The 26,756-nt window shown below is 69.0% G+C and carries 26 protein-coding genes, 1 tRNA gene and 2 pseudogenes; 19 read left to right on the top strand and 10 right to left on the bottom strand.

All coding sequences use genetic code 11. From position 1 onward, the window contains the following. The 4 genes and pseudogenes from RT309_RS04185 to RT309_RS04170 form a co-directional block, all read left to right on the top strand. Positions 1–718: pseudogene (locus RT309_RS04185) on the top strand (ATP-dependent helicase); the annotation flags it as partial. A 106-nt stretch (positions 719–824) separates the two neighbouring features. Further along, the gene (locus tag RT309_RS04180) at positions 825–1,910 is read left to right on the top strand and encodes a VIT1/CCC1 family protein (protein ID WP_313355600.1); all 1,086 of its coding nucleotides are present in this window, start codon (positions 825–827) and stop codon (positions 1,908–1,910) included. Positions 1,911–2,000: 90 nt separating this feature from the next. Continuing rightward, positions 2,001–2,456, top strand: coding sequence for an SRPBCC family protein (locus RT309_RS04175; protein WP_313355598.1), 456 nt, complete (start codon positions 2,001–2,003; stop codon positions 2,454–2,456). Between the two features lie 12 nt (positions 2,457–2,468). After that, on the top strand, positions 2,469–3,185 hold the full coding sequence (locus tag RT309_RS04170; protein WP_313355597.1) for a glycosyltransferase: 717 nt from the start codon (positions 2,469–2,471) through the stop codon (positions 3,183–3,185). A gap of 46 nt (positions 3,186–3,231) precedes the next feature. Here the strand turns inward: RT309_RS04170 and RT309_RS04165 are convergent. Then, a tRNA-Leu gene (locus tag RT309_RS04165) sits at positions 3,232–3,316 on the bottom strand. A 103-nt stretch (positions 3,317–3,419) separates the two neighbouring features. Between RT309_RS04165 and RT309_RS04160 the strand changes: the two genes are divergently transcribed. Both RT309_RS04160 and RT309_RS04155 read left to right on the top strand, forming a co-directional pair. Beyond that, on the top strand, positions 3,420–4,715 hold the full coding sequence (locus tag RT309_RS04160) for a M20/M25/M40 family metallo-hydrolase (RefSeq protein WP_313355595.1): 1,296 nt from the start codon (positions 3,420–3,422) through the stop codon (positions 4,713–4,715). Positions 4,716–4,766: 51 nt separating this feature from the next. Further along, on the top strand, positions 4,767–5,594 hold the full coding sequence (locus RT309_RS04155; protein ID WP_313355593.1) for an undecaprenyl-diphosphate phosphatase: 828 nt from the start codon (positions 4,767–4,769) through the stop codon (positions 5,592–5,594). 4 nt (positions 5,595–5,598) lie between these two features. Here the strand turns inward: RT309_RS04155 and RT309_RS04150 are convergent, their stop codons facing one another. Continuing rightward, a complete protein-coding gene (locus RT309_RS04150; protein ID WP_313355590.1) occupies positions 5,599–6,444 on the bottom strand; it encodes a PAC2 family protein in 846 nt (281 codons plus the stop codon). Positions 6,445–6,531: 87 nt separating this feature from the next. Between RT309_RS04150 and RT309_RS04145 the strand changes: the two genes are divergently transcribed. From RT309_RS04145 to lnt, 9 genes are all read left to right on the top strand, one after another. Further along, positions 6,532–7,209 carry an HAD family phosphatase gene (locus RT309_RS04145; RefSeq protein ID WP_313355588.1) on the top strand — a complete coding sequence of 226 codons (678 nt, stop codon included), beginning with the start codon at positions 6,532–6,534 and terminating at the stop codon, positions 7,207–7,209. Continuing rightward, on the top strand, positions 7,206–8,216 hold the full coding sequence (locus RT309_RS04140; RefSeq protein WP_313355587.1) for a tRNA (adenine-N1)-methyltransferase: 1,011 nt from the start codon (positions 7,206–7,208) through the stop codon (positions 8,214–8,216). Before RT309_RS04145 ends, RT309_RS04140 begins: the two co-directional genes overlap by 4 nt. A gap of 10 nt (positions 8,217–8,226) precedes the next feature. Further along, entirely contained in the window at positions 8,227–9,138 is a 912-nt protein-coding gene (locus RT309_RS04135) for a hypothetical protein (protein WP_313355585.1), read from the top strand. A gap of 53 nt (positions 9,139–9,191) precedes the next feature. Then, positions 9,192–10,145, top strand: a complete 954-nt coding sequence (locus tag RT309_RS04130; RefSeq protein WP_313355606.1) for a WYL domain-containing protein — start codon at positions 9,192–9,194, stop codon at positions 10,143–10,145. Next, the gene (locus RT309_RS04125; protein WP_313355583.1) at positions 10,142–11,116 is read left to right on the top strand and encodes a WYL domain-containing protein; all 975 of its coding nucleotides are present in this window, start codon (positions 10,142–10,144) and stop codon (positions 11,114–11,116) included. Before RT309_RS04130 ends, RT309_RS04125 begins: the two co-directional genes overlap by 4 nt. 46 nt (positions 11,117–11,162) lie before the next feature. Then, on the top strand, positions 11,163–11,396 hold the full coding sequence (gene tatA / locus RT309_RS04120) for a Sec-independent protein translocase subunit TatA (RefSeq protein ID WP_313355582.1): 234 nt from the start codon (positions 11,163–11,165) through the stop codon (positions 11,394–11,396). A gap of 62 nt (positions 11,397–11,458) precedes the next feature. Beyond that, complete coding sequence (tatC, locus tag RT309_RS04115) at positions 11,459–12,220, top strand: twin-arginine translocase subunit TatC (protein WP_313355604.1); 762 nt, start codon at positions 11,459–11,461, stop codon at positions 12,218–12,220. Then, the gene (locus RT309_RS04110; protein ID WP_313355580.1) at positions 12,217–14,688 is read left to right on the top strand and encodes a DEAD/DEAH box helicase; all 2,472 of its coding nucleotides are present in this window, start codon (positions 12,217–12,219) and stop codon (positions 14,686–14,688) included. The genes tatC and RT309_RS04110 overlap by 4 nt, the downstream gene beginning before the upstream one ends. A gap of 4 nt (positions 14,689–14,692) precedes the next feature. Beyond that, the gene (gene lnt, locus RT309_RS04105; protein WP_313355578.1) at positions 14,693–16,213 is read left to right on the top strand and encodes an apolipoprotein N-acyltransferase; all 1,521 of its coding nucleotides are present in this window, start codon (positions 14,693–14,695) and stop codon (positions 16,211–16,213) included. Here the strand turns inward: lnt and RT309_RS04100 are convergent, their stop codons facing one another. The 4 genes from RT309_RS04100 to RT309_RS04085 all read right to left on the bottom strand — a co-directional run bounded on the left by RT309_RS04100 (position 16,214) and on the right by RT309_RS04085 (position 18,891). Further along, positions 16,214–16,597: an RNA polymerase-binding protein RbpA gene (locus tag RT309_RS04100; RefSeq protein WP_313355576.1), complete on the bottom strand. Its 384-nt coding sequence runs from the start codon at positions 16,595–16,597 to the stop codon at positions 16,214–16,216. Between the two features lie 119 nt (positions 16,598–16,716). Further along, a complete protein-coding gene (locus tag RT309_RS04095) occupies positions 16,717–17,487 on the bottom strand; it encodes a glycerophosphodiester phosphodiesterase family protein (protein WP_313355574.1) in 771 nt (256 codons plus the stop codon). Continuing rightward, complete coding sequence (locus tag RT309_RS04090) at positions 17,484–18,410, bottom strand: SPFH domain-containing protein (protein WP_313355602.1); 927 nt, start codon at positions 18,408–18,410, stop codon at positions 17,484–17,486. The genes RT309_RS04095 and RT309_RS04090 overlap by 4 nt, the downstream gene beginning before the upstream one ends. Before the next feature lie 7 nt (positions 18,411–18,417). Next, a complete protein-coding gene (locus RT309_RS04085; RefSeq protein ID WP_313355572.1) occupies positions 18,418–18,891 on the bottom strand; it encodes an NfeD family protein in 474 nt (157 codons plus the stop codon). Between the two features lie 112 nt (positions 18,892–19,003). On the opposite strand from RT309_RS04085, the gene RT309_RS04080 reads away from it, so the two are divergent. Continuing rightward, positions 19,004–19,768: an SDR family oxidoreductase gene (locus tag RT309_RS04080; protein WP_313355570.1), complete on the top strand. Its 765-nt coding sequence runs from the start codon at positions 19,004–19,006 to the stop codon at positions 19,766–19,768. 63 nt (positions 19,769–19,831) lie between these two features. Here the strand turns inward: RT309_RS04080 and RT309_RS04075 are convergent, their stop codons facing one another. Then, positions 19,832–20,416, bottom strand: a complete 585-nt coding sequence (locus tag RT309_RS04075; RefSeq protein ID WP_313355568.1) for a DUF308 domain-containing protein — start codon at positions 20,414–20,416, stop codon at positions 19,832–19,834. Positions 20,417–20,476: 60 nt separating this feature from the next. Between RT309_RS04075 and RT309_RS04070 the strand changes: the two genes are divergently transcribed. The 3 genes from RT309_RS04070 to RT309_RS04060 are packed head-to-tail and all read left to right on the top strand — an operon-like array spanning position 20,477 to position 23,743. Next, the gene (locus RT309_RS04070; protein ID WP_313355566.1) at positions 20,477–20,917 is read left to right on the top strand and encodes a helix-turn-helix transcriptional regulator; all 441 of its coding nucleotides are present in this window, start codon (positions 20,477–20,479) and stop codon (positions 20,915–20,917) included. 10 nt (positions 20,918–20,927) lie between these two features. Beyond that, positions 20,928–21,344, top strand: coding sequence for a VOC family protein (locus tag RT309_RS04065; protein ID WP_313355564.1), 417 nt, complete (start codon positions 20,928–20,930; stop codon positions 21,342–21,344). Positions 21,345–21,391: 47 nt separating this feature from the next. Beyond that, entirely contained in the window at positions 21,392–23,743 is a 2,352-nt protein-coding gene (locus RT309_RS04060) for an excinuclease ABC subunit UvrA (RefSeq protein WP_313355562.1), read from the top strand. Positions 23,744–23,752: 9 nt separating this feature from the next. Here the strand turns inward: RT309_RS04060 and RT309_RS04055 are convergent, their stop codons facing one another. From RT309_RS04055 to RT309_RS04045, 3 genes and pseudogenes are all read right to left on the bottom strand, one after another. Continuing rightward, on the bottom strand, positions 23,753–24,598 hold the full coding sequence (locus RT309_RS04055) for a class I SAM-dependent methyltransferase (RefSeq protein WP_313355561.1): 846 nt from the start codon (positions 24,596–24,598) through the stop codon (positions 23,753–23,755). 174 nt (positions 24,599–24,772) lie between these two features. Beyond that, positions 24,773–26,347: a phosphatase PAP2 family protein gene (locus RT309_RS04050; protein WP_313355560.1), complete on the bottom strand. Its 1,575-nt coding sequence runs from the start codon at positions 26,345–26,347 to the stop codon at positions 24,773–24,775. 68 nt (positions 26,348–26,415) lie between these two features. Then, positions 26,416–26,756: pseudogene (locus RT309_RS04045) on the bottom strand (hypothetical protein); the annotation flags it as partial.

Here is a 26,756-nt window from a genome sequence, read left to right as displayed (position 1 = left end):
CGACGTGCCGCGCCTCGCCGTCGGCGTGTACGCGACCTCGTCCTCGACGCCGCTGTTCTTCGCCCAGGCGATCGGTCGCTTCGTGCGCGCCCGGCGCCGCGGCGAGGCGGCGAGCGTTTTCCTGCCCAACGTGCCCGTGCTGATGACGCTCGCGAACGAGATGGAGAAGCAGCGTGACCACGCGCTCGACCGTCAGACCAAGGATGACGACGGTCTCGAGGATTCGCTTCTGGAGAGCGCCAATCGCGAGGACGATGCGTCGGATGCCCTGACACAGGAGTTCAGCTATCAGGCGATCTCCTCGCTCGCGCACTTCGATCGGGTCGTCTTCGACGGCAAGGACTTCGGCCAGCTGGCCGAGCCCGGCACGCCGGAGGAGGAGGAGTTCATCGGAATTCCCGGACTTCTCGAACCCGAGCACGTGCACGACCTGCTCATGCAGCGCCAGGCCAGGCAGAGCAAACTGCGTCAGGCACGCGAGGCCGCGACTCCTCCCGAACGGGAGTCGACCCTGCCCGCACCGCTGCACCGCACCCTCCGCGAGCAGCGGCAGCTGCTCAACAGTCTGGTGGGCCTGTACGCCCGGCAGAGCGGCGAGCCGCACGGCGCCGTGCACGCCGAGCTGCGGCGGGTGTGCGGCGGCCCCGCCGTCGCACAGGCCACCGTCACCCAGCTGCAGTCGCGGATCGACGTGCTGCGCAAGCGCGTGCGCACCTGAGCAGCATCCGCTTCGGGCATCCGAAATCCTGTCAATCGCCGTCCTGACCCGGTCTGCGCGGCTTCCCGTCGATAGCGTTGACTGTTCCCCACAGCACGGAGGATGCATGAACGCGCCCGCACAGCCCACCCCCGCCGATCGTAGGCAGTGGGCACGCTATCTCGTCGAGGAGCGCGCGGAAGGTGCCGTGTACGCCAACCTCGCTGCACGCCGCGACGGGGAGGAGCGCGAGATCCTGCTCTCGCTCGCCGACGCCGAACGGCGTCACGAGCAGCACTGGCTCGACCTGCTCGGCGGAGAGCCGAAGCGGCTGCCGAAGGCGGGCCTGCGCTCGCGGATGCTCGGCTGGATGGCCTCCCGCTTCGGATCGATCTTCGTGCTCGCCCTCGCACAGAGCGCCGAGGCGCGATCGCCCTATGACACCGAGAAGTTCGCGACGGCGGCGATGCGCGCCGACGAGAAGGTGCACCACGAAGTCGTCCGCGGCCTCGCCGCGCGCGGACGCCGCCGCCTGTCCGGCTCCTTTCGCGCCGCCGTGTTCGGCATGAACGACGGCCTCGTCTCGAACCTCGCGCTCGTGCTGGGTATCGGCGCCACCGGCGTGAGCGCCGGCTTCGTGCTCTTCAGCGGCATCGCAGGGCTGTTGGCGGGTGCGCTGTCGATGGGGGCGGGGGAGTTCGTGTCGGTGCGCTCCCAGCGCGAGCTGCTGGCATCCACCGAGGAGAGCACCGACGCAGACGCCACCGCGGGCGACCTCGACATCGACGCCAACGAACTCGCCCTCGTCTACCGCGCGCGCGGTATGGCTCAGCACGAGTCTCTGATCCGCGCGCAGCGCGTCGTCGCGGCGGCGCAGGCGGGCATCCGGCGCGACACGACAGAGCCGATCGGCACGCACCCCGACCACGAGGTGATCGGCAGTGACTGGGCGGCGGCGATCTCGAGCTTCCTGCTGTTCTCCTCCGGTGCGATCATCCCGGTGCTTCCCTGGATCCTCGGTCTCAGCGGCACCACGGCGATCGTCCTCGCCCTGGTGCTGGTGGGGATCGCCCTGCTCTCCACCGGCGCGATGGTGGGCATCCTCTCCGGCGGGCCACCCCTGAAGCGCGCGCTGCGTCAGCTGGCGATCGGCGTGGGCGCGGCGGCCATCACCTACGGGCTCGGCCTGGCATTCGGCGTCGGCGCGGTCTGATCGACCGTCGCCGCCTCCGCCGTCAACCCCCTCGCGCGATGCGTGCTCGTCCGGCTGACTGGAACTCCATCCCCGAGCGAGGAGCTGAAGATGCCCCAGATCATCGAGACCGTCGACGTGAACGTCCCCGTCACCGTCGCCTACAACCAGTGGACGCAGTTCGAGAGCTTCCCGCACTTCCTCGACGAGGTCGTCTCGATCACGCAGATCGACGACACGCACAATCGCTGGGTCGTCAAGGTCGCCGGAGCGGAGCGCGAGTTCGACGCAGAGATCACCGAGCAGCACCCCGACGAGCGCGTCGCATGGCGGAGCGTAGGCGGTGACACCGAACATGCCGGAGTCGTCACGTTCCACAAGCTCGATGAGAGCACTACGCGTGTCACCGCGCAGATCGACTGGGACCCGCAGGGTCTGCTCGAGAAGGTCGGTGCGCTGGTCGGTGCAGGATCGCACGCCGTCAAGAAGGATCTCGACAACTTCAAGAAGTTCATCGAGGGCCGCGGCGGCGAGACCGGCGCGTGGCGCGGCGACGTCGACGCCTGAGCATCGTTGCGTGTGACGGTCGTCATCCCGGTACGGGATGACGCAGAGCTGCTGACCCGCTGCCTCACCGCACTGCGCGAGCAGACGCGACAGGCCGACGAGGTGATCGTCGTCGACAACGCATCCTCGGATGCGTCGGCGGCGATCGCCGCGTCAGCGGGCGCGAGGGTGGTGTTCTGCCCCGAGATCGGCATCCCTGCCGCCGCGGCAGCCGGGTACGACGCGGCAGCCGGGGATCTCATCCTGCGGCTCGACGCCGACTGCGTTCCGCCGTCGACATGGGTGCGGGATGCCGAAGCGACGTTCGCCCGCTCCCCGGAGCGAGTCGCAGCGACGGGCGGTGCGCGATTCATCGACGGGCCCCGGGCGTTGCGCTGGACCGCCCGGATCTATCTGGGTGCGTACGAGGTCGCCGCAGGGTCGGCGCTCGGGCATCGACCTCTGTTCGGCTCGAACATGGCGATGAGGACGGATGCCTGGCGCGCCGTGCGCGAGCACGTGCATCGGCACGACGCCGAGATCCACGACGACCTCGATCTGTCGTTCCACCTCGGCTCGATAGGCGGTATCGGCCGGATGGCGGGGCAGCGGATGGGCATCTCGATGCGCCCGCTGTGGCCCGGGCGGGCCTTCGGCCGCCGCATGAGACGGGGATCGCGCACCGTCCGGCTGCACTGGCCCGAGGACTTCCCGCCTTACCGCTGGCGGCGCCTCCGGATGCGGAGCTGAGACGACGAAGGCCCGAGTCCACCGGACCCGGGCCTTCGTCGTTCTGTGCGCGAGGGGGGACTTGAACCCCCACGCCCTATGCGGGCACTAGCACCTCAAGCTAGCGCGTCTACCTATTCCGCCACCCGCGCAGATGTTCGCTGCCGAACGAAGATCGACTCTAGCACGCCCTGCGCGGCTGTTCGAACCAGCCCGTCTCCCGGGCGCGCCACCCCGGTTGGGTAGCCTGGGCACATGCCCGAGACTGAGCTGCCCGAGGTTGTCCGCATCGCCCGCGACCTGATCCGCATCGACACGTCGAACTTCGGTGGCGGCAGGGCCAACGGCGAGCGGGAGGCGGCCGAGTACGTCGGCGCGTACCTGCAGGCACTCGGGCTCGAGCCGGAGTACTACGAGCCCGTCGAGCGCCGCACCAACGTGATGGCGCGCGTACCCGGCCGCGACCCCGAGCGCCCCGCTCTCGTCGTGCACGGTCATCTCGATGTCGTGCCGGCGGTCGCCGCCGACTGGAGCGTCGACCCGTTCGAGGGCGTGCTGCGCGACGGCATGCTGTGGGGGCGCGGCGCCGTCGACATGAAGAACATGAACGCGATGATCCTGACCGCGGTCGCCGACATGCTGCGGGCGGGGGAGCGGCCCGACCGCGACCTGATCCTGGTGTTCTTCGCCGACGAGGAGAACGGCGGCGTCGAGGGATCTGCCCTGGTCGTGAACGAGCGTCCCGACTGGTTCGCCGGTGCCACCGAGGCGATCAGCGAGGTGGGCGGCTACTCGATCACGGTCGACGACCGTCGCGCCTACCTGCTCCAGGTGGGGGAGAAGGCTCTGCTCTGGCTTCGTCTGGTCGCGAAGGGCCGCGCCGGGCACGGCAGCCGCTATCACGACGACAACGCGGTGACGCGCCTCGCCGAGGCGGTGGCGGCGATCGGACGCACCCGCTGGCCGATCCGGCTCACGCCGACGACCCGGGCGCTGCTCGACGGGCTGAGCGAGCTCACGGGCCGACCGACCGACGACCCGGATGCCCTGGCAGCGGCGGCCGGTCCGGCCGAGGCGTTCCTGCGCTCGACCTTCCGCACCACGACGAACCCGACGGCGCTGACCGCAGGGTACAAGCACAACGTGATCCCCGAGACGGCCGAGGCGCTCATCGACGTCCGCGTGATCCCCGGCACAGAGGACGACGTGCTCGCCGAGCTGCAGCGCATCGTCGGCGACGACATCGAGATCCAGACGGTCGTCCGGGACATCGGGATGGAGACCCCCTTCGAGGGTGATCTCGTCGATGCGATGGTCGCCGCGCTCGGGCGTCACGACCCCGGTGTGCCCGTGATCCCGTACCTCCTGGGCGCGGGGACCGACAACAAGGCTCTCGCGTCGCTGGGCATCACCGGCTACGGGTTCGCGCCGCTGCGCCTGCCCGCCGATCTGGACTTCACCGGGATGTTCCACGGAGTCGACGAGCGCGTACCCGTAGAATCGCTTGTCTTCGGCCAGCGCGTGCTGGCCGATCTGCTGCGCAGCTGCTGATCAGCTCCCGCTCGCGCCGGCTCCCCCGAAGCCCCTGTCAGAAAGCGACGCATGAACCTGCTCGAAGCGCTCATCCTCGGCATCGTGCAGGGACTCACGGAGTTCCTGCCCATCTCCTCCAGCGCGCACCTGCGCATCGTCGGCACATTCCTGCCGTCGGGGGAGGACCCGGGCGCCGCGTTCACGGCGATCACGCAGATCGGCACCGAAGCTGCGGTCGTCGTGTTCTTCTGGCGCGACATCGTGCGCATCATCGGCCAGTGGTTCCGCTCTCTCACCGGGAAGGCGCCGCGCGACGATCCCGACGCGCGCATGGGCTGGCTGATCATCCTCGGCAGCATCCCGATCGTCGTGCTGGGGCTGCTGTTCCAGGACTCCATCGAGACGGTCTTCCGGTCACTGTGGATCGTCGCGATCATGCTGATCGTCTTCGGCGTGCTGCTCGGCATCGCCGACCACGTGGGCGCGAAGCGCCGCAAGCTCGACCAGCTCACCTACGGCCACGGCGCCGCCTTCGGATTCGCGCAGGCGCTCGCCCTCGTCCCCGGCGTCTCCCGCTCCGGCGGCACGATCACGATGGGGCTGTTCCTCGGCTACGAGCGCGCCGCCGCCGCACGGTACGCGTTCCTGCTCGCGATCCCCGCAGTCTTCGGCAGCGGCTTCTATCAGCTGTTCAAGCACGGGGGAGACCCGAATCAGCACTTCGGGCTCGGCGAGACCTTGGCCGCCACCGGCATCGCGTTCGTCGTCGCGCTCGGCGTGATCGCGTTCTTCATGAACTGGATCTCGAAGCGCAGCTTCCTGCCCTTCGTGATCTACCGAGTGCTGCTCGGCGTCGCGCTCATCGTGCTGCTCGCCACCGGCGTCATCGCGGCCTGACCGTTCAGCGCTTGTCGAAACCGTCCCCGCGGCGACGCAGGTAGCGCTCGAACGCCTGCGCGATGGCATCCCCCGACGCATCCGGAGAGTCCCACGTGTCGCGGGTGCGCTCGAGCTGCCGGATGTACTCGGCCATGTCCTCGTCCTCGGCGGCCGCCGCGTCGATCGACGCCTCCCACGCCGCGGCCTCGGTGCGCATGTGCTCGCGTTCAGGACCCACGCCCGTCAGCTCCTCGAGGCGGTCGAGCAGCGCCAGAGTCGCCTTCGGAGACGGAGATGCCGAGGCGACGTAGTGCGGCACGCTGGCCCACAGGCTGGCCGACGGGATCTCCGCCCGGCTGAAGAACTGGTCGAACACGCTGAGGATGCCGACCGGCCCCTCGTAGCTGGACTTCTCCAGCCCGTGCACCCGACGCACCCGCTCATCCTGACTCGAGGCGAAGACCGAGATCGGGCGGGTGTGCGGCACGTCCGAGAGCATCGCCCCGATCGTGACCAGGCCGGTGACGTCGTCGCGGAGCGCGACATCGACGAACTCGTTCACGAACGCCTGCCATGCCCGCGCCGGCTCCGACCCGGTCAGCAGCCACAGCTCCGGACCCTCGTCGACGCGGCGGGTGGGCCGCCACAGCGTGGCCTCCGGCCAGTGCAGCTCTCGGCGTCCGTCGGCGTCCACGCGCGACGACGGACGCGTGTACTGGTAGTCGAAGTACAGCTCGGGATCGACGGCGTGCACCTGTTCGTAGTCGCCGGCCGCGCGCAGAGCGGCGATGGCACCGCTCGCCGCCTCACCGGCATCGTTCCAGCCGTCGAACGCGGCGACGACGATGCGAGAACCGAGGACGTCCATCCCTCTCCTTCCAGGAGCCGAGTCGATCCCTCCAGGCTAGACCGCCTCGCGAAGCGAGGGGCGGAGACCCGGGCTAGCATGGGTGCAATGAGCAGAAAGCCCGCCGCAGTCCTGTGGGACATGGACGGAACCGTCGTCAACACCGAGCCCTACTGGATGTCCGTCGAGACCGAGCTGGTCGAGTCGTATGGCGGCACGTGGACGCACGACGACGCCATGCAGCTGATCGGCAGCGGCCTGCTCGAGAGCGGTCGCGTGCTGCAGCAGGCGGGTGTCGACCTCGAGCCCCAGCAGATCGTCGACCTGCTGACCGATCGCGTCGCCGAGCGACTGCGCACGCAGGGCGTGCCGTTCCGGCCGGGGGCGCGCGAGCTGCTCGCGGATCTTCGGGCGCACGGCATCCCGACGGCGCTCGTCACCATGTCGCTGCGCCGCATGGCGCTCGACGTCGTGGATCAGATCGACTTCACCGCGTTCGACCTGGTGATCGCCGGCGACGAAGTCGAGCGACCCAAGCCGTTCCCCGACCCGTACCTGGCCGCTGCCGCACAGCTCGGCATCGACATCGTCGACGCCGTCGTGATCGAGGACTCGCCGACGGGCGTGGCCTCGGGCGCGGCATCCGGTGCGGTCACCCTCGGCGTGCCGCACCTCATCCCCCTCGACGGATGCGGCGCCGACGAGCTGTGGCCCACCCTCGAGGGCCGCACGACGGCCGATCTCGCCGACCTGCACACCCGCCTCGCGAAGGAGAGCGCCCGATGAGCGCCGCACGTCCCAGCGGTCCCTTCCGCGAGGGAGACCGCGTTCAGCTCACCGGCCCGAAGGGCCGGCTGCACACCATCACCCTGCGTGCCGACGGCGAACTGCACACCCATCATGGTGTGCTGCGTCACGCCGACCTGATCGGCCAGCCCGACGGGTCGGTCGCGACGAACAGCTCGGGCCACGACTACCTGGCGCTGCGTCCGCTGCTGCGCGACTTCGCGATGTCGATGCCGCGCGGTGCGGCGATCGTCTATCCGAAGGATGCCGCGCAGATCGTCATGCAGGCCGACATCTTCCCCGGCGCGGTGGTCGTCGAGGCGGGGGTCGGCTCGGGTGCGCTGTCGCTCGCCCTGCTGCGAGCGATCGGGTCCGAGGGCACCCTCACCTCGTTCGAGCGCCGCGAGGACTTCGCCGAGGTGGCGAAGGCGAACGTCGAGACGTTCTTCGGCGAGACGCCCGAGACGTGGGATGTCGTGGTCGGCGACCTGGCCGAGGAGCTGGGTGCCCGGCACCAGGCGGGCACCGTGGATCGCGTGGTGCTCGACATGCTCGCACCGTGGGAGTGCATGGATGCCGTCGCCGAGGCGCTCACCCCGGGTGGCGTGGTGATCTGCTACATCGCGACCGCCACTCAACTGTCACGTGTCGCCGAGTACATCCGAGGCACCGGTCTGTTCACCGATCCGGACGCGTCCGAGACGATGGTGCGCGGCTGGCACGTCGAAGGCCTCGCCGTGCGCCCCGACCACCGCATGGTCGCCCACACGGGCTTCCTGCTCACCGCACGCCGACTGGCGCCGGGGGCCGTGCCGCCCGAGGTGCGTCGTCGCGCATCGAAGTCCAGCTACGGAGACGAGGACGTCGAGCTGTGGACGCCCGGTGCGGTCGGCGACCGGCAGATCACCGACAAGAACCTCCGCAAGCGCGTGCGCGAGGCCCAGAAGGCTGCGGGCGGCGCGCGGGTCGCGGCGGCGTCGCGCGAGGGCGAGCAGGCATCCGAATAGACTGGGGCGCGTGCGTAAAACGACCGCTGCCCTCTCGGCCCTCGCCCTCTCGACCATCGTCCTGACCGGATGCTCGGCTGCGGCGCCGACATTCGAGGGAGCCGCGTGTGAGCGCGACAGCTCGGCGGCGCTGGAGAGGTCGGTGACGGTGAGCGGCGACTTCGGCTCACCGCGGGTCGAGATCGAGCTGCCCGTGCACACCGGCAAGACCGCATACGCCGACATCATCACGGGCGACGGCCGCGCGATCACCGACGGCCGTCAGGAGGCGATCCTCGCCCGCGTGCTGGTGAACGGCACGACCGGGCAGGTCCTCGACGCGCAGCTGAAGCTGTGGAGCCCGGACTCGGCCGGCGCCGAGCTCGCGGGAGTCGACGAGGCGCTGAGGTGCGCGACCGAAGGCAGCCGCATCGTCGCGTCGATCCCCGCCGCTGAGCTTCCCGAAGGGGCAGCGCAGCAGATCGGACTCGATGCGAAGGACAGCCTCGTCGCCGTCTACGACGTCCGCTACACGGCTCTGGCCAAGGCCGACGGCTCCGACGTGTTCAACGACGCGGCCGGCCTTCCCTCGGTGGTCCGAGCACCCGACGGGCGCCCCGGGGTGATCATCCCCGACACCGCCGCACCGAAGAAGGCGATCACCGAGACGCTGCTGCAGGGCGAGCACGAGAAGGTCGGCAAGGGAACCGCCCTCATCCGGTCGACCTCTGTCGGCTGGACGAGCCGCAGCGTCGGTCAGACCACCTGGGACAGCACCCTCACCGGCACCGACGGGCTGCCTGCCGAGGTGACCGAGGCGGTCTCCGCGTCGCGTGTCGGATCGCAGCTGATGGTCGTCGTGCCGGCTGAGTCCGGCGACGACGCCACCGTGTACGTGATCGACGTGCTCGGTGTCATCCCCGCGGAGCTGATGGCCCGGTGACGACCGCCCGGATCCCCGCAGAGGAGCGCCTGACGAATCTCGTCGTGGCGCTCATGGCCACGGAGATCGGGCTCACCAAGCAGCAGATCATCGAGAACGTCTCCGGCTACCGGCAGCGCGTCGAGGCGGGCGCCAAGACCGATGCGCTGGAGAAGATGTTCGAGCGCGACAAGGACGAGCTGCGCTCGCTCGGCGTCCCGATCGAGACGATCGGCGACCCCGCCGACCCGCAGGACCTGCGCGAGGCCCGTTACCGCATCCCGCAGGCCGAGTACGACCTGCCCGCCGACATCGAGTTCACTCCGGCGGAACTCGCGGTGCTGCGCCTGGCGGGAAGCGTCTGGAGCACCGAATCGGTGTCGATGGATGCCCGTTCGGGGGTGCGCAAGATCCGCGCACTCGGCATCGACGGCGACGAGCCGATCATCGGCTTCGCCCCGCGCATCGCAGCCCGGGATGCGGCGTTCCCCGCGCTGCAGGAGGGGATCGAGCGCAACCGGGTCGTCGTCTTCGAGTACCTCAAGCCCGGCGAGAAGGCGCCCACGCGACGACGCGTGCGTCCGCTCGCGCAGGTGGAGTACGAGGCACGCTGGCATCTCTTCGGGGTCGACATCGACGCCGACGCCGAGCGCACATTCCTGCTCAGCCGCATCGTCAGCGACGTCAAGGTGACGGCGCAGTCGTTCGACGTCGCCCTGCGCGAAGGTGCCGCAGCTCGCGCACTGGCGGGTCTCGAGCAGTTCGCGGCCGCGCAGAGCGCCCTGCTCGAGGTCACCCCCGGCACAGAGGCCGCGCTGCGGCTCGGCCGGCGCGCGACGCCGCGCGCGCAGGGCATCGCGGTCGGGTACGTCGACCGGCACATCTTCGCCGACGAGCTGGCGTCGTACGGACCCGAAGTGCGGGTCGTGAGCCCGGCCGACCTCCGGCATGCCGTCATCCAGCGTCTTCGGTCGATCGCCGAGCGTCATGCGGCCGACCACGCCGACGTCGATCGGGAGGACTCATGAGCACCGCGGGTGCACCGCTTCTCGCCGCCGACCGCGTGCGGCTCTACCTCACGCTCGTGCCGTATCTGCTCGAGCGCGGACAGGTCACGCTCGACGAGGCAGCGGCCGACTTCGGCGTGACCCGCGAGGCCCTGCGCGGGATGGTCGAGAAGCTGACGGTCATCGGCCTGCCCGGAGACTCCGGCTACTGGCAGCTGCCGCAGGAGATGTTCGACATCGACTGGGAGCTGCTCGACGAGCACGACATCATCGAGATCACCAACGACGTCGCCCTGCGGCGGGTGCCGCGCCTGACCGCCCGCGAAGCGGCCGCGCTGCTCGCCGGGCTGCAGATGGTGGCATCCGTGCCGGCCGTCGCGGATTCGGGCCTGGTCACCGGGCTGATGGCCAAACTGTCGCGGGGATCCGCAAATGCCCCGCCCGACCTCGTCGTCGCACCGGCTGCGGTCACCGAGGTGCAGCGGGTGGTCTCGCAGGCGCTGCACGACGGTGTCGCCGTGTCGTTCCGCTACCAGGCGCCCGATGCGCAGCCCACCACCCGCACGGTCGACCCGACGCAGATCCGCATCGACAACGGCCAGTGGTACCTGCAGGGCTGGTGTCACCTGCGCACCGCCATGCGCACGTTCCATCTCGACCGGGTCAGCGACGCCCGGATCACCGACATCCCGATCACCCACGCCGACACCGCCGTACCCGCCGAGTTCGGCGACGGCGATGGGCCGGAGGACGCGGTGGTCGTGCGGATCCCCGAGCGGCTCGTGCCGCTGATCGGATCGTTCCCGCAGGAGGAGGTCGAGCGGGGCGGCGGGCTCGTCACGCTCCGCATCCGCATGGCCGACCCTCGAGGCATCAAGCGCGTCGCCGCGCGCTTCGGCGGCGCACTCGAGGTGCTCGACCCGCCTCTCGCGCGCACGACGACCCACGACTGGGCCGCAGCCGGACTCGACCTCTATAAGGCGCCTGAGTGAACACTCGCCAGGTAGACTGACCGTAATCTCGATCTAGGAGTCCTGCATGCTCGGCAACCTCAACGGATGGCACCTGGTTATCCTGCTCGTCGTCATCCTTCTTCTCTTCGGTGCGGCGAAGCTGCCGGCGCTGGCCAAGAGCATGGGCCAGTCGGCTCGCGTCTTCAAGGGCGAGATGAAGGCGATGCGCGAGGAAGACGCCGCCGACACCGTCAAGAAGAAGGATGCCGTGGGAGACGTCGACCCCGACGCGCCCGCCGGTCCTGATCGCACAGTCTGATCACCGTGGCTGCGGTAGATTCCCACGCCGCGAAGGACAGTCAGCCACGCGGTGAACGGCGCATGTCGCTGGGAGCTCATCTACTCGAGTTCCGCAAGCGGCTGATGCTCGCGGCTGCCGGCCTGCTGGTCGGCATGATCATCGCGTTCGTCATCACCGACCCGATCATCGCCTTCATCACCGAGCCGATCAACCAGGTCGCGAAGACGAGCGACACGCTGGTCGCGCTCACCTACGATTCGGTCACGGCGCCGTTCGACCTGCGGATGCGCATCGCCTTCTCCATCGGCATCTTCCTGTCGGCACCGATCTGGATGTGGCAGCTCTGGGCGTTCATCATGCCGGGGCTGACACGCAAGGAGATCAGGTACACGGTCGGGTTCCTGGGCGCAGCCCTGCCGCTCTTCTTCGCCGGATGCTACGTCGGCACGCTGGTCGTCCCGCACGTCATCGAGCTCATGGCCTCCTTCACAGCCGAGGGCGCCACCAACCTGTACGAGGCGAAGAAGTACTACGACTTCGTCTTCAAGATGATGATGGTCATCGGCGTCGCCTTCGTGCTGCCCGTGTTCCTCGTGGTGCTCAACTTCGCCGGCATCCTGTCGGGGAAGGCGATCCTCAAGGGATGGCGGGTCGCCGTGCTCATCGCGACCACATTCGCGGCACTCGCGACGCCCGCCGCGGATGTCGTGAGCATGCTGATGCTGGCCGGCATGCTCACGGTGCTGTACTTCGCGGCCGCGGGCCTCACCCTCCTGCTCGACAGACGGCGTCGCAAGCGGCGGATCGTCGAGGGACTCGACCCGGACCTGCCCACAGCATGAGTTCGCCCGCCGAGCGTTACGCGGCCGCCCGCGCGGCGGCCGAGCACCCGCACACGCAGGCCTTCGCCGACCGGCAGCGCTTCGCGCTCGACCCGTTCCAGGTCGACGCCTGCTACGCGCTCGAGCGCGGCCGCAGCGTTCTGGTCGCCGCTCCCACGGGTGCGGGGAAGACGATCGTCGGCGAGTTCGCGATCCACCTCGCCATGCAGACCGGCAACGACAAGGCGTTCTACACCACGCCGATGAAGGCGCTGTCGAACCAGAAGTTCCGTGAGCTCGTCGACGTATACGGCGCGGATCAGGTCGGCCTGCTCACGGGCGACACGAACATCAACGGCAACGCGCGCATCGTGGTGATGACCACCGAGGTGCTGCGCAACATGCTGTATGCCGACTCCGACGCGCTGCGCGGGCTGCGCTACGTCGTGATGGACGAGGTGCACTACCTCGCCGACCGGTTCCGCGGCCCGGTGTGGGAAGAGGTCATCCTGCACCTGCCCGAGCACGTGCGGCTCATCTCGCTGAGCGCGACCGTGTCGAACGCCGAGGAGTTCGGCGACTGGCTCGACACCGTGCGCGGCGACACCGATGTGATCGTGTCGGAGATCCGCCCGGTGCCGCTCGAGCAGCATGTCCTCGTGCGCGACGACCTGCTGCCGCTCTTCGACGAGCGTGCGGGCATCGCGACCGCTCAGGTGAATCAGGAGCTGCTGCGCATCCGCTCCTTCACCGGCTCACGCCACGAGAGCAACAGTCGCGCGCAGGACTACCGCAGCGCCCGGCACGCCGGGCGGGAGGCACACCGTCCGCCGCGCGGTGGCAAGCGCCCCGTGCGGGCGTCGAACATGCGTCGGATCGAGCGGATGGACCGGCCCGAGGTGGTGCGCCTGCTCGAGCGGGCGAACCTGCTGCCGGCGATCTTCTTCATCTTCAGCCGGGTCGGGTGCGACGCCGCCGTGCAGCAGGTGCGCCGGTCCGGCGTGCGTCTGACGACTCAGGAGGAGCGCGCGCTGATCCGTGAGATCGTCACCGACCGCACCCGGGCGCTGCTCGACGAAGACCTCGACGTGCTGGGATTCTGGCAGTGGCGCGACGACCTCGAGCGCGGCGTCGCCGCTCACCACGCCGGCATGCTGCCCGCGTTCAAGGAGGTCGTCGAAGAGCTCTTCCAGCGCAAGCTCGTCAAGGCGGTCTTCGCGACCGAGACGCTCGCCCTCGGCATCAACATGCCCGCCCGCACGGTGGTGCTCGAGAAGATGGAGAAGTTCAACGGCGAGGCGAGGGTCGCGATCACGTCGGGGGAGTACACCCAGCTCACCGGTCGCGCCGGCCGCCGCGGGATCGACATCGAAGGTCACGCCGTGGTCCAGTGGACCGAGGGCATGGATCCGCAGGCCGTCGCGGCACTGGCATCCCGCCGCACCTATCCGCTCAACTCGAGCTTCCGCCCGACCTACAACATGGCCGTCAACCTCATCGACCGGTTCGGCAGGTCGAGGGCGCGCGAGATCCTCGAGTCGTCGTTCGCGCAGTTCCAGGCCGACCGATCTGTCGTCGGGCTCGCCCGCAAGGTGCGCGAGGCGGAGGATTCGCTGGCCGGCTACCGCGAGGCGATGACGTGCGAGCACGGTGACTTCCTCGAGTACGCCGCGATGCGGCGCGAGCTCAGCGATCTCGAGAAGAAGGATCGACGGGATGCCGGAGGACGCGCCGCACGCGACAAGCGCCTCAAGAAGATCCAGGGGCTGCGCACCCGAATGCGGCGGCATGCCTGCCACAGCTGCCCCGATCGGGAGGCGCATGCACGCTGGGCCGAGCGATACTTCTCGCTCAAGCGCGACACCGACCGTATCCGCCGTCAGATCGAGACGCGCACCGGCACGGTGGCCCGGATCTTCGACCGGGTGATCGATGTGCTGCAGGTGGTCGGCTATCTTGACGGCGAGGGCGATCGTCTGTCGCTGACCGACGCCGGCCGCACGATGCGTCGCATCTACGGTGAGCGCGACCTGCTCGTCGCCGAGTCGCTGCGGCAGGGGCTGTGGCGCACGCTGGATGCGCCGTCGCTGGCTGCGATGGCCAGCTGCCTGGTCTACGAACCGCGACGCGACGAGCAGAACATGGGGGAGCGGGGCCTGCCCCGCGGCGCGTTCCGCATCGCCTACGACGCCACGACGAGGCTGTGGGCAGAACTCGACGATCTCGAGCACGACTACTCGCTGCCGCGCACCGAGCCGCTCGCGCCCGGCCTCGCCGCCGCGATGCACGCCTGGGCACGCGGCGGCGCGCTCGACCGGGTGCTGATCGACGCCGACATGGCGGCCGGCGACTTCGTGCGCTGGGCCAAGCAGACCATCGATCTGCTCGATCAGCTCTCGATCGTCGCCGAGGACGGAGACCTCGCCCGGACGGCTCGCCGCGCGCTCGACGGCGTGCGGCGCGGCATCGTCGTCTACACCGCGGTGTGACCGGATGAGCGTCACCAACCCGCCGTCGGCGCGCCCCGACCTGCCCCTGTGGGCCGCTGCCGGCATGGCGGCGATCGCCGGGGTCCTCATGGCACTCGCTTTCCCCGCCGCGGCGATCTGGCCGCTCGTGTTCGTGGCGCTGGCCCTGCTGCTGCCTGCTCTGCGCGGACGACGCGTCGGCGGGGCTCTGCTGGTCGGCCTCGCCTACGGACTGGTGTTCTTCGCTTTGCAGGTCTCGTTCACGGCGCGTTACCTCGGTCCGGTGCCGTGGATCGCGCTGACCGTCGTGGAGGGCGTGCTCACCGCGGTCGCGCTGATCCCGATCACGCTCGCGTACCGCTGGCTTCCACGCGTCTGGCCCCGCGGCACACGTGTGGCGCTGCCCTTCGTCGTGGCAGGTCTCTGGACGACGCACGAGCTCTTCCTCGGCAACTGGCCGTACGGAGGCTTCCCGTGGGCCCGGCTGGGGATGTCGCAGGCGCAGGGGCCGTTCGCGCCGGTCGCCTCCTGGCTGGGGGTGAGCGGGCTGACGTTCCTGATGGTCGCGCTGGTCGCGCTGCTGATCGAGCTGTTCCGGATGCGGGGATGGAGCCGCGCGACCACCCTCATCGCACCGGCGGTGACCCTCGTCGTGCTGCTGCTGACTCCGCTGTTTCCGACGGCGCGATCCGGGGAGATGCGCATCGCGGCGGTGCAGGGCGACGGCCCGACGGGATACTTCGACGAGCGCGAGCCGTACGGGGTGATCAGCGCTCAGACCGACGCCACCAGAATGATCGGCGATGCGGACGTCGACCTGCTCGTCTGGCCGGAGGGCGGCGTCGACTACGACCCGTTCCAAGACGAGACGACCGCGCGGCGGCTCACCCGCCTCGTCAACGAATTCGACGCGCCGCTGCTCGCCAACACCGCCACCGAGCGCGGTGAAGACATCTTCAACACGTCGTTCCTGTGGACGCAGCAGGGCGATGCCTCGCAGCTGCACGACAAGCGGCATCCCGTGCCCTTCGGCGAGTACGTCCCCGACCGCGACTTCTACTACGCGCTCGCCCCCGACCTCATCGGGCTCATCGGCCGCGAGTACACCCCCGGCAGCAACCCGCCGCTCGTGCGGGTGGACGGAACGGGAGTCGGCCTCGCGATCTGCTTCGACGTGATCTACGACGAGGTGATCCGCGAGAGCGTGACCGGGGGAGCCGAGGTGCTGGTCTTCCAGACGAACAACGCGGACTTCCGTGGGACTGACGAGAATCTGCAGCAGCTCGCCTTCGCCCGCATGCGGGCGATCGAGACCGGTCGCAGTGTGGTGAACGTGTCGACCGTGGGCACGAGCCAGATCATCCGGCCTGACGGGTCGACCGTCGCCGCCCTGGACGCCGATGAGGCCGGAGCGCTGATCGAGGATGTCGAACTGCGTTCCGGCCTCACGGCTGGGGTCGTACTCGGGCCGTGGATTCAACTGGGGATGCTGATCTCTCCGGCCGTGCTGGCCGTCGCCGGACTGCTGTCGCAACGACGACGCTGATCAGGCGCCGATGCGGTGGCGCGTGGGGTCGTCTCCCGCGCCACGGCGGGCGCGGATGTATGCGAGCCGCTCTGCGAGCAGCTCTTCGAGCTCGTCGCGGGTGCGACGCTCGAGCAGCATGTCCCAGTGGGTGCGTGCCACCTTCTGGTCGCTGTCCTCGAGCTTGACGGACGCGCCGTCGATCTGCAGCACCGCCTCGGCGCCGCAGTGACGGCACTCCCAGGTCTGCGGTGCCTCGGCGTCGGCCGCGAACATCAGTGTGGTCTCCTGGCCGCACGTGTCGCACTTGTACGCGGTGGAGCGTCGCTCCATGAAGACGACGCCCTCCTCGCTCTGAAGGCTCTGGGCACCCAGCCGGATGCCGCGAAGGCTGCGATCTGCCATTGTGTGGTCCTCTCGTCGCTGTCAGGTATAACGCTCGCGCCTGTGCGAATCATCCACAGCGATGAGAACCCACGCCGACTCACAGGGGAATCCCAGGGCTTTCGTCGGCGCGGAGGCCGTCAGGAGAGGACGTGCATCGCCACATCGGCCCGATCGGTCACGATGCCGTCAGCGCCGTCGGCCACCAGTCGCGTCATGTCAGCAGGGTCGTTCACCGTCCAGACGTGCACCTCGACTCCGTGTCTGCGAGCGGCCCGCAGCAGCGAAGGCGTGAAGAGGCGGATGCCGCCGTGCGATTCCGGGATCTGCACGGCGTCGACATCGCGCAGTACCCGGGCGGGGGAGAGGCGGGCCGCCGAGAGAGCGCGCAGCTGCGCGATCACCGATCGACCGCCCGAGGTGGCGGGCGTGATCTCCGCTCCTGCCTGCAGCGTCGCCCGCAGCGCTGTGAGCCGGTGGCGGTCGGAGAAGCTGGTGACCAGAACCCGGTGCGTGTGCGGCGCGAGCACGGCGCCGAGCGGGACGGATGCCTCGGCGGTCTTCACATCGATGTTGAACCTGGTGTCGGGGAAGGCATCCAGAGCTGCCGCCACGGTGAGCAGTCCGCCGTGCGCGGCGAAGAGGTGCTCGAGCTCTCTGGTGCGCACCGAGCGCACCGGGCGCGGGTCGCCCGCGATACGCTGCAGCGTCTCGTCATGGACGAGAACGACGTCGCCGTCGGCGGTGACCCGGCAATCGGTCTCGATGTACTCGGCACCGGCCGCGTGGGCTGCGGCGAACGCGGCCGCCGTGTTCTCCCACACAGCCGCGTGTCCGCTGTCGGCGAGCACCAGTCCGCGGTGCGCGAAGACGCGAGGACTTCCGGTGCCCGCGAAGAACGGGTGCGTCACGTGCTGCGCGGTGGCTCGCCGGTGGCGTCGCCGCGAGGAGTGAACGCCGATCCGATGCCCTTAAGGGCCTCAGTCAGCTCGCTCGGGATGATCCAGAGCTTGCTCGACTCGCTCTCGCTGATCTTGGGCAGCATCTGCAGGTACTGGTAGGCGAGCAGCTTGTCGTCGGGGCGTCCCTGGTGGATCGCACTGAAGACGTTCTGGATGGCCTCGGCCTCACCCTGAGCGCGCAGCACGGCCGCCTGCTTGTCGCCCTCGGCCTTGAGGATCGCCGCCTGGCGCTGTCCCTCCGCCTCGAGGATCTGCGACTGCTTCGATCCTTCCGCGGTCAGGATCGTGGCACGGCGCTCGCGCTCGGCGCGCATCTGCTTCTCCATCGAGTCCTGGATCGAGACGGGCGGGTCGATCGCCTTCAGCTCGACGCGCGAGACGCGGATGCCCCACTTGCCGGTCGCCTCATCGAGCACGACGCGCAGCTGACCGTTGATGTTGTCACGGCTGGTGAGCGCCTCCTCGAGGTTCAGTCCACCCACGACGTTGCGCAGCGTCGTCGTGGTGAGCTGCTCGACCGCACCGAGGTAATTGGCGATCTCGTAGGTCGCGGCACGGGCATCCGTCACCTGGAAGTAGACGACGGTGTCGATCGACACCACCAGGTTGTCCTCGGTGATGACGGGCTGCGGCGGGAACGACACGACCTGCTCGCGCATGTCGATCAGGGGACGCAGCCGGTCGATGAACGGCACGAGGATGTTCAGCCCGGGCTGCAGGGTCTTGTGATAGCGACCGAGGCGCTCGACGACGCCGGCCGTAGCCTGCGGGATGATCCGGATCGCGCGGGCGATCGTGACCAGCACGAAGATGATGACCGCGATGGCGAGGACCCACGCGATGGCGGTCGGAATGAACGAGGAGTCGTTCATCATGCTCCTATTCGGTGACGGGACGGACGATGGCGGTGGCGCCGCTGATGTCGACGACCGCGATGCGGGTGCCGGTGATGATCGGCGTGCCGTCGGCGCTGCGCGCGGTCCAGATGTCGCCGTTGCTGAGCTTGACCTGACCGGTGATCTGGGTGATGTCGAGCAGGGCGGTGCCCCGAAGGCCCGTCAATGCGTCGACGTTCGACTTCGCCGGATCCTCGCCGCGGCGCAGGCGGTGCAGCAGAGGAGGGCGGAGGAAGAAGATGAACATCGCCGCGGCGGCAGAGGCGACGATCAGCTGCGCCCACCATGGAAGGCCCACGAGTCCCGCCACGAGTCCGAGAAGGCCGCCGAACGACAGCATGAGGAAGGTGAAGTCGAGGGTGAGCATCTCGATCACCAGGAAGACGGCGATCAGCACCAGCCACGCGATCCACGCCCACTGCCCGATGTCGGCTAAGAATGTCGCCAGACCGTCCATTCGCCCTCCTGGCGTCAACCTACCACGGGGCTCGCGGCCCGGTCCTGACAAGCCGCCGTTGTAGGGTGGGATGTCGCCATCCGGGCGATCACGCGCATCCCGAGGAGCAGAGATGACCCAGGTCCTTCCCGCCGGATCCCTCGACGGCAAGGTGGCCCTCGTCACCGGATCGTCGCGTGGCATCGGCGCCGACACCGTCCGCTACTTCGCCGAAGCGGGCGCCGACGTGGTCATCAACTTCCGCAACAAGGCCCCCCGCGCCGAGAAGCTCGCGAACGAGCTGCGCGCCCTCGGCCGCCGCGCTCTGGTCGTCGGCGCCGACCTCACCGATCCCGACTCGGTGTCGGAGATGTTCGATCGGGTGCGCGAGGAGTTCGGGCGCCTCGACGTGCTCGTGCTCAACGCGTCGGGCGGCATGGAGTCGGGCATGGCCGAGGACTACGCCCTGACGCTCAACCGCGACGCACAGGTGAACGTGCTGCAGACCGCTGAGCCGCTGCTGAGCGACGAGGCCAGGGTGGTCTTCGTCACCAGCCACCAGGCCCACTTCATCCGCACCACGCCGACCATGCCCGAGTACGAGCCGGTCGCCCGCTCGAAGCGGGCGGGTGAGGACGCGCTGCGGGAGCTCATTCCCGGCCTTGCGGAGAAGGGCGTCGGGTTCACCGTCGTCTCGGGCGACATGATCGAGGGCACCATCACAGCGACTCTGCTCGAGCGCGCCAACCCCGGAGCGATCGCCGGGCGCCGCGAGTCGGCGGGCAAGCTGTACAACGTCTCGGAGTTCGCCGCCGAGGTGGCCAAGGCCGCCGTCGAGCCGGTGCCCGCTGACAACACCCGCCTCGTCGGCGACACCTCGGACTTCATCGCCGAGTGACGTCCACGTGATGAGGGAGGCCACCCCGCCGGGTGGCCTCCCTCATCACGTTGCGGCGTCGGCTCAGACGACGACGTCCGGCGTCTGCGCCGACTCGACCTGCTTGAGGGTGAACGCGCGCACCAGCTGCACGACTCCCAGCGCGACCAGCGAGATGCCGAGGATCAGCCAGAGCACCGTCGCCGCGTAGAGCGGCGAGAACAGCACGGCGATGCCGGCGATGATGCCGAGCAGTGCGTAGAGCAGCGTCCACACCCGCGACGCGTCGTGTCCCATCAGGCTCAGCGCCACGACTCCGTCGGCGATCCAGCTGACGCCGATGAAGATCGCCACGACGATCGCGAGGGTGACGGTGGCGGCACCGAGGTTCGCGAAGGCGATGATGCCGGTCGCGATGTACAGCAGTCCGAGTACGACATGGCCGGTGCGCACCCACCCGCCGCCTCTGCCGGAGAACACGGCGAGACCGAGATAGACGAGACCGCCGATGATGAGGTAGCTGGCGAAGATGCCGGTGACGATCACCGCCGACTTCGCGGGCCAGACGAGCAGCACGATGCCGGCGATGAGAGTGATCGCGCCGGCGATGCCGAGGAAGAGACGGACGGAGCGCAGGAAGCCGGGTTCGGTGAAGCGGAGAGCGGTCATGATGATCCTTTCGTGGAGCGGACCCTTCGCGCACACGCTATCGGATGCCAGGATCGGGATGTGGGACAGAGTGCTGAGGACTCGTATCGACTCGCCGAGCTGACCAGACTGCGTCGGGTGCGCGACCGGATCGATCGCGAGTACGCTCGCCCGCTCGACGTCGAGACGCTCGCGCGGGGGGAGCACATGTCGGCCGGTCACCTCAGCCGCAGATTTCGTCAGGTCTTCGGCGAGTCCCCGTACTCGTATCTGATGACGCGCCGCATCGAACGGGCCATGGCGCTGCTGCGCCGCGGAGACGTGGGAGTGACCGAGGCGTGCTTCGCCGTCGGCTTCTCGTCGCTCGGCACGTTCAGCACCCGGTTCAGCGAACTGGTCGGCGTCTCTCCGAGCGCGTACCGGCGAGATCCGGGGCTGGGCCCGGGCATCCCGTCGTGGGTCGAGAAGCAGGCGACCAGACCGATCAGGAATCGAGAAGCGACGTCGCACGGGCGTGAGTAGCGTCGACGCCATGAACAACATCACCATCAGCGTCAGCTTCCTCCCGCACATCGACCCGGAGGCATCCCTCGCCTTCTACCGCGACGTCCTCGGATTCGAAGTCCGCAAGGACGTCGGATACGAAGACATGCGGTGGATCACGGTGGGACCGGCCGGGCAGCCCGACACGTCGATCGTGCTCACCCCTCCTGCGGTCGACCCGGGCATCAGCGACGATGAGCGGCGCACCATCCTCGAGCTCATGGCGAAGGGCAGCTACGCGGGCGTCGTGCTCACCGCCGACGATGTGGATGCCGCCTTCGCCGAGATCGAGGCGAAGGGCGCGGATGTCGTGCAGGAGCCCATCGATCAGCCCTACGGCGTGCGCGACTGCGCGTTCCGCGATCCTGCCGGTAATTTCGTCCGTATCAATCAGTCCATCGCCTGACGCGTGCGCCGCCCGGCATCCGAATCCATCCCATCGAAGGAAGCACCGTGCCACAGGATCACCCTGCCGACAGCCACGACGTCATCCGCGTCGAGGGCGCGCGTGAGAACAATCTCAAGGACGTCTCGGTCAACCTGCCGAAGCGACGCCTGACGGTGTTCACCGGCGTCTCCGGGTCGGGCAAGAGCTCGCTGGTGTTCGACACCATCGCCGCAGAGTCCCGCCGGATGATCGATGAGACCTACAGTGCCTTCGTTCAGGGTTTCATGCCCTCGGTGCCCCGGCCCGACGTCGACGTGCTCGAGGGGCTGACCACCGCGATCATCGTCGATCAGGAGCGCCTCGGCGCGAACCCGCGTTCGACGGTGGGCACGGTCACGGATGCCAACGCGATGCTGCGCATCCTGTTCTCGCGGTTCGGTGAGCCGTACATCGGCGGGCCGACGGCGTTCTCGTTCAACATCCCGACGCAGAAGGCCAGCGGCGTGATGACCGGACCGAAGGGCGAGAAGAAGATCGTCAAGGATGTCGTGTATCTCGGCGGCATGTGCCCGCGCTGCGAAGGCAGGGGAGCGGTGTCGGACATCGACCTGACCCAGGTCGTCGACGAGACGAAGTCGCTCGACGACGGCGCGATCATGGTGCCCGGCTATACAGCCGACGGCTGGATGGTGAAGGGCTTCTCGCAGTCGGGCTTCTATCCGGCCGACAAGCCCATCGCGGAGTTCACCGAGAAGCAGCGCCAGATGTTCCTCTACGGTGAGGTCACCAAGGTCAAGATCTCGGGCATCAACATGACCTACGAAGGTCTGATCCCGAAGATCACGAAGTCGATGCTGTCGAAGGACATCGACGCCCTGCAACCGCACATCCGGGCGTTCGTCGAGCGTGTGGCGACGTTCAAGACGTGTCCGGAGTGCGACGGCACCCGCCTCACCGAGGGCGCGCGATCATCGAAGATCGACGGCACGAGCATCGCCGACGCCTGTCGCATGCAGATCACGGATCTGGCTGCGTGGGTGCGCGGCCTGTCGGTGAGCGGGGCAGGTCCCCTGCTCGAGGCCCTGCGCGCGAACCTCGAGTCGTTCGTCACCCTCGGGCTGGGCTATCTGAGCCTCGAGCGTCCGTCGGGAACGCTGAGCGGGGGAGAGGCGCAGCGCATCAAGCTGCTGCGACACCTCGGCTCGTCGCTCACCGACGTGACCTACGTGTTCGATGAGCCGACGATCGGTCTTCATCCGCACGACATCCAGCGGATGAACACCCTGCTGCTGCAGCTGCGCGACAAGGGCAACACCGTGCTCGTCGTCGAGCACAAGCCCGAGACGATCGCGATCGCCGATCGCGTCGTCGACCTCGGACCGGGCGCCGGCAGCGGCGGGGGAGAGGTGTGCTTCGAGGGCACCGTCGATGAGCTCACCACGAGCGGAACGCTGACCGGGCGTCACCTGCACGACCGTGCGGCGCTGAAGGATACGGTGCGCACGTCGTCCGGCGCTCTGCAGGTGAGGGGAGCGGATGCCAACAACCTGAAGGACGTGGACGTCGACGTCCCCACCGGGGTGCTCACCGTCGTGACGGGAGTGGCGGGGTCGGGGAAGAGCTCGCTCGTGCACGGCTCCATCAGTCCGATGGACGGTGTCGTCGCGATCGATCAGACGGCCATCAAGGGCTCGCGTCGCAGCAACCCGGCCACCTACACGGGAATGCTGGAGCCGATCCGCAAGGCGTTCGCGAAGGCGAACGGGGTGAAGCCGGCGCTGTTCAGCGCGAACAGCGAGGGTGCCTGCCCGAGCTGCAAGGGCTCGGGCGTGATCGTGACCGAGCTCGGGTTCATGGACACGATCGAGACGCCCTGCGAGGACTGCGGCGGCAAGCGCTTCCAGCTGGGCGTTCTCGAATACAAGCTCGGCGGGCTCGACATCACAGAGGTGCTCGACCTGCCGGTCGCCGAAGCGCGGGCGTTCTTCTCGGCTCCGGAGACGAAGATCCCTGCGGTGGTCTCAGTGCTGACCCGGCTCGAGGACGTCGGGCTGGGCTACCTGACCCTCGGCCAGCCGCTCTCCACGCTGTCGGGCGGTGAACGGCAGCGCCTCAAGCTCGCGATCCAGATGGGGGAGAAGGCCGACATCTATGTGCTCGACGAGCCGACCACAGGTCTGCACCTCGCGGATGTCGACAACCTGCTGGGGCTGCTCGACCGTCTGGTCGACTCGGGCAAGACGGTGATCGTCATCGAGCACCACCAGGCGGTGATGGCCCACGCCGACTGGATCATCGACATCGGGCCCGGCGCCGGACACGACGGCGGACGAGTCGTCTTCGAGGGGACTCCGGCCGATCTCGTCGCGAACCGTTCGACCCTCACCGGCGAGCACCTCGCGGAGTACGTCGCGTGAAGTCGCTCGTCAGTCGCGCTGCGCGGCGATCGTGTACGTGCACGGGATGAGATCGCGCTCGGACTCCGGCCAGGCGTAGCCGCCGGGAGCCTCGACCATCCGCGGGCTGAACCGCCACGGCAGCGTGCGCCCCTCATCGAAGTGCACGAGGCGCAACCCGGCGGCCAGCAGCACTCCGAGGATCTCCGAGAGGGGGTGCGGCCACTCGTAGGTGCGGGAATGCTCGACCGTGCCGTCACCGATGTAGGTCGACGGGTCGTCCCACAGCTGCGCGCGCCCGTCGCCGAAGTAGCGGTACCGGGTCGTCAGCTCGGGGGCTTCCTCGTCGAGCGCATACAGAGCGGGATGCCCGTCGCGGATGTAGAAGATGCCGCCGGGGCGCAGCAGCCCGTGGATCTGCTCGGCCCAGCGATGCAGGTCTTCGAGCCACGTGATCGTTCCGATGCTGGTGTACACGACGTCGAAGTCCCCGGTGGCGGCGCGGCGCGCATCGAGCACGTCAGTCTCCACCCAGCGAGCCTGCACGCCGGCGCGTGCAGCCAGTGCGGATGCTGCCGCCAGCGCCGGTCCGGAGAAATCCATCCCGGTCACGTTCGCACCGGCTCGCGCCAGCGAAACGGTGTCTGTGCCGATGTGGCACTGCAGGTGACAGAGATCCAGTCCTTGCAGGCTTCGATCGGGCAGGAAGCGCTGCAGCACCGGCAGATCCTCGCGGACGACATCGCTCAGGTGTGCAGGGTCGTCGTACCGGTGCAGTCCGTACGCGATCTCGTGCAGCGGGACGCGGTCATTCCAGTTCTCGCGGTTGGCCTGCCGCGCGGATTCCCAATCGATGCTGACGTTGCTGCCGTTCACGGTCGTGAGCCTACTCAGCGCGAGCCGCCCGCAACAGGGATTCGAGCGAGGAGCCATCCGCCGACACTCGACCTCGTTCCGTCGGTGCGGAATAACCGATAATGCACATTATGTCAGAACGAGTGATTCCGCTCCTCTCCTGGGCGCGGCACGCCGTATCACGGAGACCCCGCCTTATTCGCCAGGTGAGGCGGGTGCACCGTAGACGTCAAGCCCACCGGGAACGATCCGCACCGTGGCGACGGTGCTGCCCTGTTCGAGCACGGACACCTCGCCGTCATGTGCCACGTTCACCGCGGCCCCGGTCGACGATCTCGCCTCGATCCGCACCTGCTCGTTGGTGAAGGCCTCGATCGTCGCGAGCCCGATTCGCCCCGGCACCCGGTCGAGCACAGCGGATACCCGCACTCCGAAGGCCAGTGCGACCAGTCCGCGCAGGCGCGGCATCCGTCCCCGCGCATGCAGCACCCGCACGTCGAGAACGCCATCGTCGAGGCGGCGCCGCTGGAGCGGAACCATCGACGCCGATGAGTTCTGACCCGCGGCGACCGCGATCGACCACACCCGCGCTGAGCGACCGTCGATCCGCACGTGCAGCGTGTGCGCTCGCGCCAGCACGCGCACAGCGGCGATCAGCGCGGCGACGGGCTTGCCCAGCGCTTCCTCCATCTGCTCCCGCTCCGCGACGAACCCGGGATACACCCCGATGGAGGCGACGTTCATCACCGTCATCGGCGGCCCGTCATCGATCGTGAGCTCGGCCACATCGACGCGGCTGCCGATTCCGTCGCGCAGCGCCTGCGCAGCGTCTTCGAGCGTTGCCGCCCCTGCTGTGCGTGCGAAATGGTTGAAGGTGCCGCCGGGGAAGATCACCAGCGGCAGGTGCGCATGGCGGGCGGCGTCGGCGGTGTTGGCCACCGTGCCGTCGCCACCCCAGACACCGATCACCCGGGGCGGGTTCTCGGAGGCCACCGCGTCGCGCACGAGCAGTGCGATCTCCTCCCCCTCCCCCAGCACGTGCACCTGCGCCGACGGCAGCTCCTGGGAGAGGAAGGCGACCGGCTCGGGGCGCAGCGGATCGATCCCCGACGCTGAGTTCACGAAGATCAGCGCCCCGGAACCGTCGGGCAGTGGCGGCAGTTCGATCGTCGCCCCCCGGTGCGTCGGCTCGGGCCGCGGACGTGCAGGTACGAGCATCCGCCCGACGATCGCAACCGCCGACCCCAGCGTCGCTCCCCCGAGCACGTCCGACAGCCAGTGCGCTCCGGTGTGCAACCGTGAGTACGCCACCGCGGCGCCGAGAGGCGCGAGCACCGCACCCGATCGGCCCGACTCGAGAGCGACGCCGGTGACGAAGGCGGCGGCAGATGCGGAATGGCCCGACGGGAAGGATCCGGAAGTCGGCGTCCTCGCCAGCCGTCGCGGCATCGGCACGTCCTTGAGCAGCGGCCGATCCCCGCCGAAGACCCGTTTGCCGACGAGGTTCGCCAACGCGCTGCCGATGATGAGCGATGCGATGCCGCGCACGGCGCCCCGGCGCGGCGATCCGCCGATCGCGTACAGCACACCGGCGATCGCGAACCAGAGTCTGCTGCGATCCGCACGCTGTGAAAGACGAGCCAGGGTGACATCGAGTTCGGGGAGATGCCGGTGCCCGTTGATCCTCCGCGCCGTGCGCGCATCCATCCGGCGCACCCACCGCGGCAGCAGACGCACGCGTCGCAGCGCGACCGAGGTGCGGGCGCGCAATCCCCTTCGCCGGACGACGCGGGTGACGAGAATCACTCCCGCACGACCGCTGTCTCCACCTGGTGCTCTCACTGCTCCTCCACGTCCTCGGCCTCCTCCCGCGCCTTCTCCGCCTCCTTCTCGGCCTTCTCCGCAGCCTTCTCGACCGCTTTTCGCTGCTCTTCGGCGGCCTTCTCGGCTTCTTTCGCCGCCTTCTCCTGCGCTTTGCGGTCTTCCTTCGTCCCCGTGTCCGGCTGCGGGGTGTCTGCATCATCGTCGGGCGCGCTCGAGGGCGAGGGCGGCGGCGTCAATGGTGCGGATGGTCGGGTGGCGGCCGGCTCGGGTGCCGCGGGTTCGGGCCCGCCGCTGCTGCTCAGCATCCATGCTCCCGCGAGGCCGGCAGCGACGACGGCTGCCGCGGCGGCGGCGC

This window comes from Microbacterium sp. (genome assembly GCF_032084865.1).
GTDB lineage: Bacteria > Actinomycetota > Actinomycetes > Actinomycetales > Microbacteriaceae > Microbacterium.
The sequence above is the reverse complement of the archived record's forward strand: the minus strand, read 5'-3'. Positions and strand labels throughout refer to the sequence as shown.

What these genes read in the sequence shown, in the direction of transcription:
- RT309_RS04110 (WP_313355580.1), top strand. Translation starts at nt 12,217, where the DNA reads ATGAGTTCGCCCGCCGAGCGTTACGCGGCCGCCCGCGCGGCGGCCGAG.
- RT309_RS04090 (WP_313355602.1), bottom strand. Translation starts at nt 18,410, where the DNA reads ATGAACGACTCCTCGTTCATTCCGACCGCCATCGCGTGGGTCCTCGCC.
- RT309_RS04130 (WP_313355606.1), top strand. Translation starts at nt 9,192, where the DNA reads ATGGCCACGGAGATCGGGCTCACCAAGCAGCAGATCATCGAGAACGTC.
- RT309_RS04160 (WP_313355595.1), top strand. Translation starts at nt 3,420, where the DNA reads ATGCCCGAGACTGAGCTGCCCGAGGTTGTCCGCATCGCCCGCGACCTG.
- RT309_RS04150 (WP_313355590.1), bottom strand. Translation starts at nt 6,444, where the DNA reads ATGGACGTCCTCGGTTCTCGCATCGTCGTCGCCGCGTTCGACGGCTGG.
- RT309_RS04080 (WP_313355570.1), top strand. Translation starts at nt 19,004, where the DNA reads ATGACCCAGGTCCTTCCCGCCGGATCCCTCGACGGCAAGGTGGCCCTC.
- RT309_RS04100 (WP_313355576.1), bottom strand. Translation starts at nt 16,597, where the DNA reads ATGGCAGATCGCAGCCTTCGCGGCATCCGGCTGGGTGCCCAGAGCCTT.
- tatC (WP_313355604.1), top strand. Translation starts at nt 11,459, where the DNA reads ATGTCGCTGGGAGCTCATCTACTCGAGTTCCGCAAGCGGCTGATGCTC.
- RT309_RS04075 (WP_313355568.1), bottom strand. Translation starts at nt 20,416, where the DNA reads ATGACCGCTCTCCGCTTCACCGAACCCGGCTTCCTGCGCTCCGTCCGT.
- RT309_RS04175 (WP_313355598.1), top strand. Translation starts at nt 2,001, where the DNA reads ATGCCCCAGATCATCGAGACCGTCGACGTGAACGTCCCCGTCACCGTC.
- tatA (WP_313355582.1), top strand. Translation starts at nt 11,163, where the DNA reads ATGCTCGGCAACCTCAACGGATGGCACCTGGTTATCCTGCTCGTCGTC.
- RT309_RS04180 (WP_313355600.1), top strand. Translation starts at nt 825, where the DNA reads ATGAACGCGCCCGCACAGCCCACCCCCGCCGATCGTAGGCAGTGGGCA.
- RT309_RS04155 (WP_313355593.1), top strand. Translation starts at nt 4,767, where the DNA reads ATGAACCTGCTCGAAGCGCTCATCCTCGGCATCGTGCAGGGACTCACG.
- lnt (WP_313355578.1), top strand. Translation starts at nt 14,693, where the DNA reads ATGAGCGTCACCAACCCGCCGTCGGCGCGCCCCGACCTGCCCCTGTGG.
- RT309_RS04140 (WP_313355587.1), top strand. Translation starts at nt 7,206, where the DNA reads ATGAGCGCCGCACGTCCCAGCGGTCCCTTCCGCGAGGGAGACCGCGTT.
- RT309_RS04085 (WP_313355572.1), bottom strand. Translation starts at nt 18,891, where the DNA reads ATGGACGGTCTGGCGACATTCTTAGCCGACATCGGGCAGTGGGCGTGG.
- RT309_RS04065 (WP_313355564.1), top strand. Translation starts at nt 20,928, where the DNA reads ATGAACAACATCACCATCAGCGTCAGCTTCCTCCCGCACATCGACCCG.
- RT309_RS04145 (WP_313355588.1), top strand. Translation starts at nt 6,532, where the DNA reads ATGAGCAGAAAGCCCGCCGCAGTCCTGTGGGACATGGACGGAACCGTC.
- RT309_RS04125 (WP_313355583.1), top strand. Translation starts at nt 10,142, where the DNA reads ATGAGCACCGCGGGTGCACCGCTTCTCGCCGCCGACCGCGTGCGGCTC.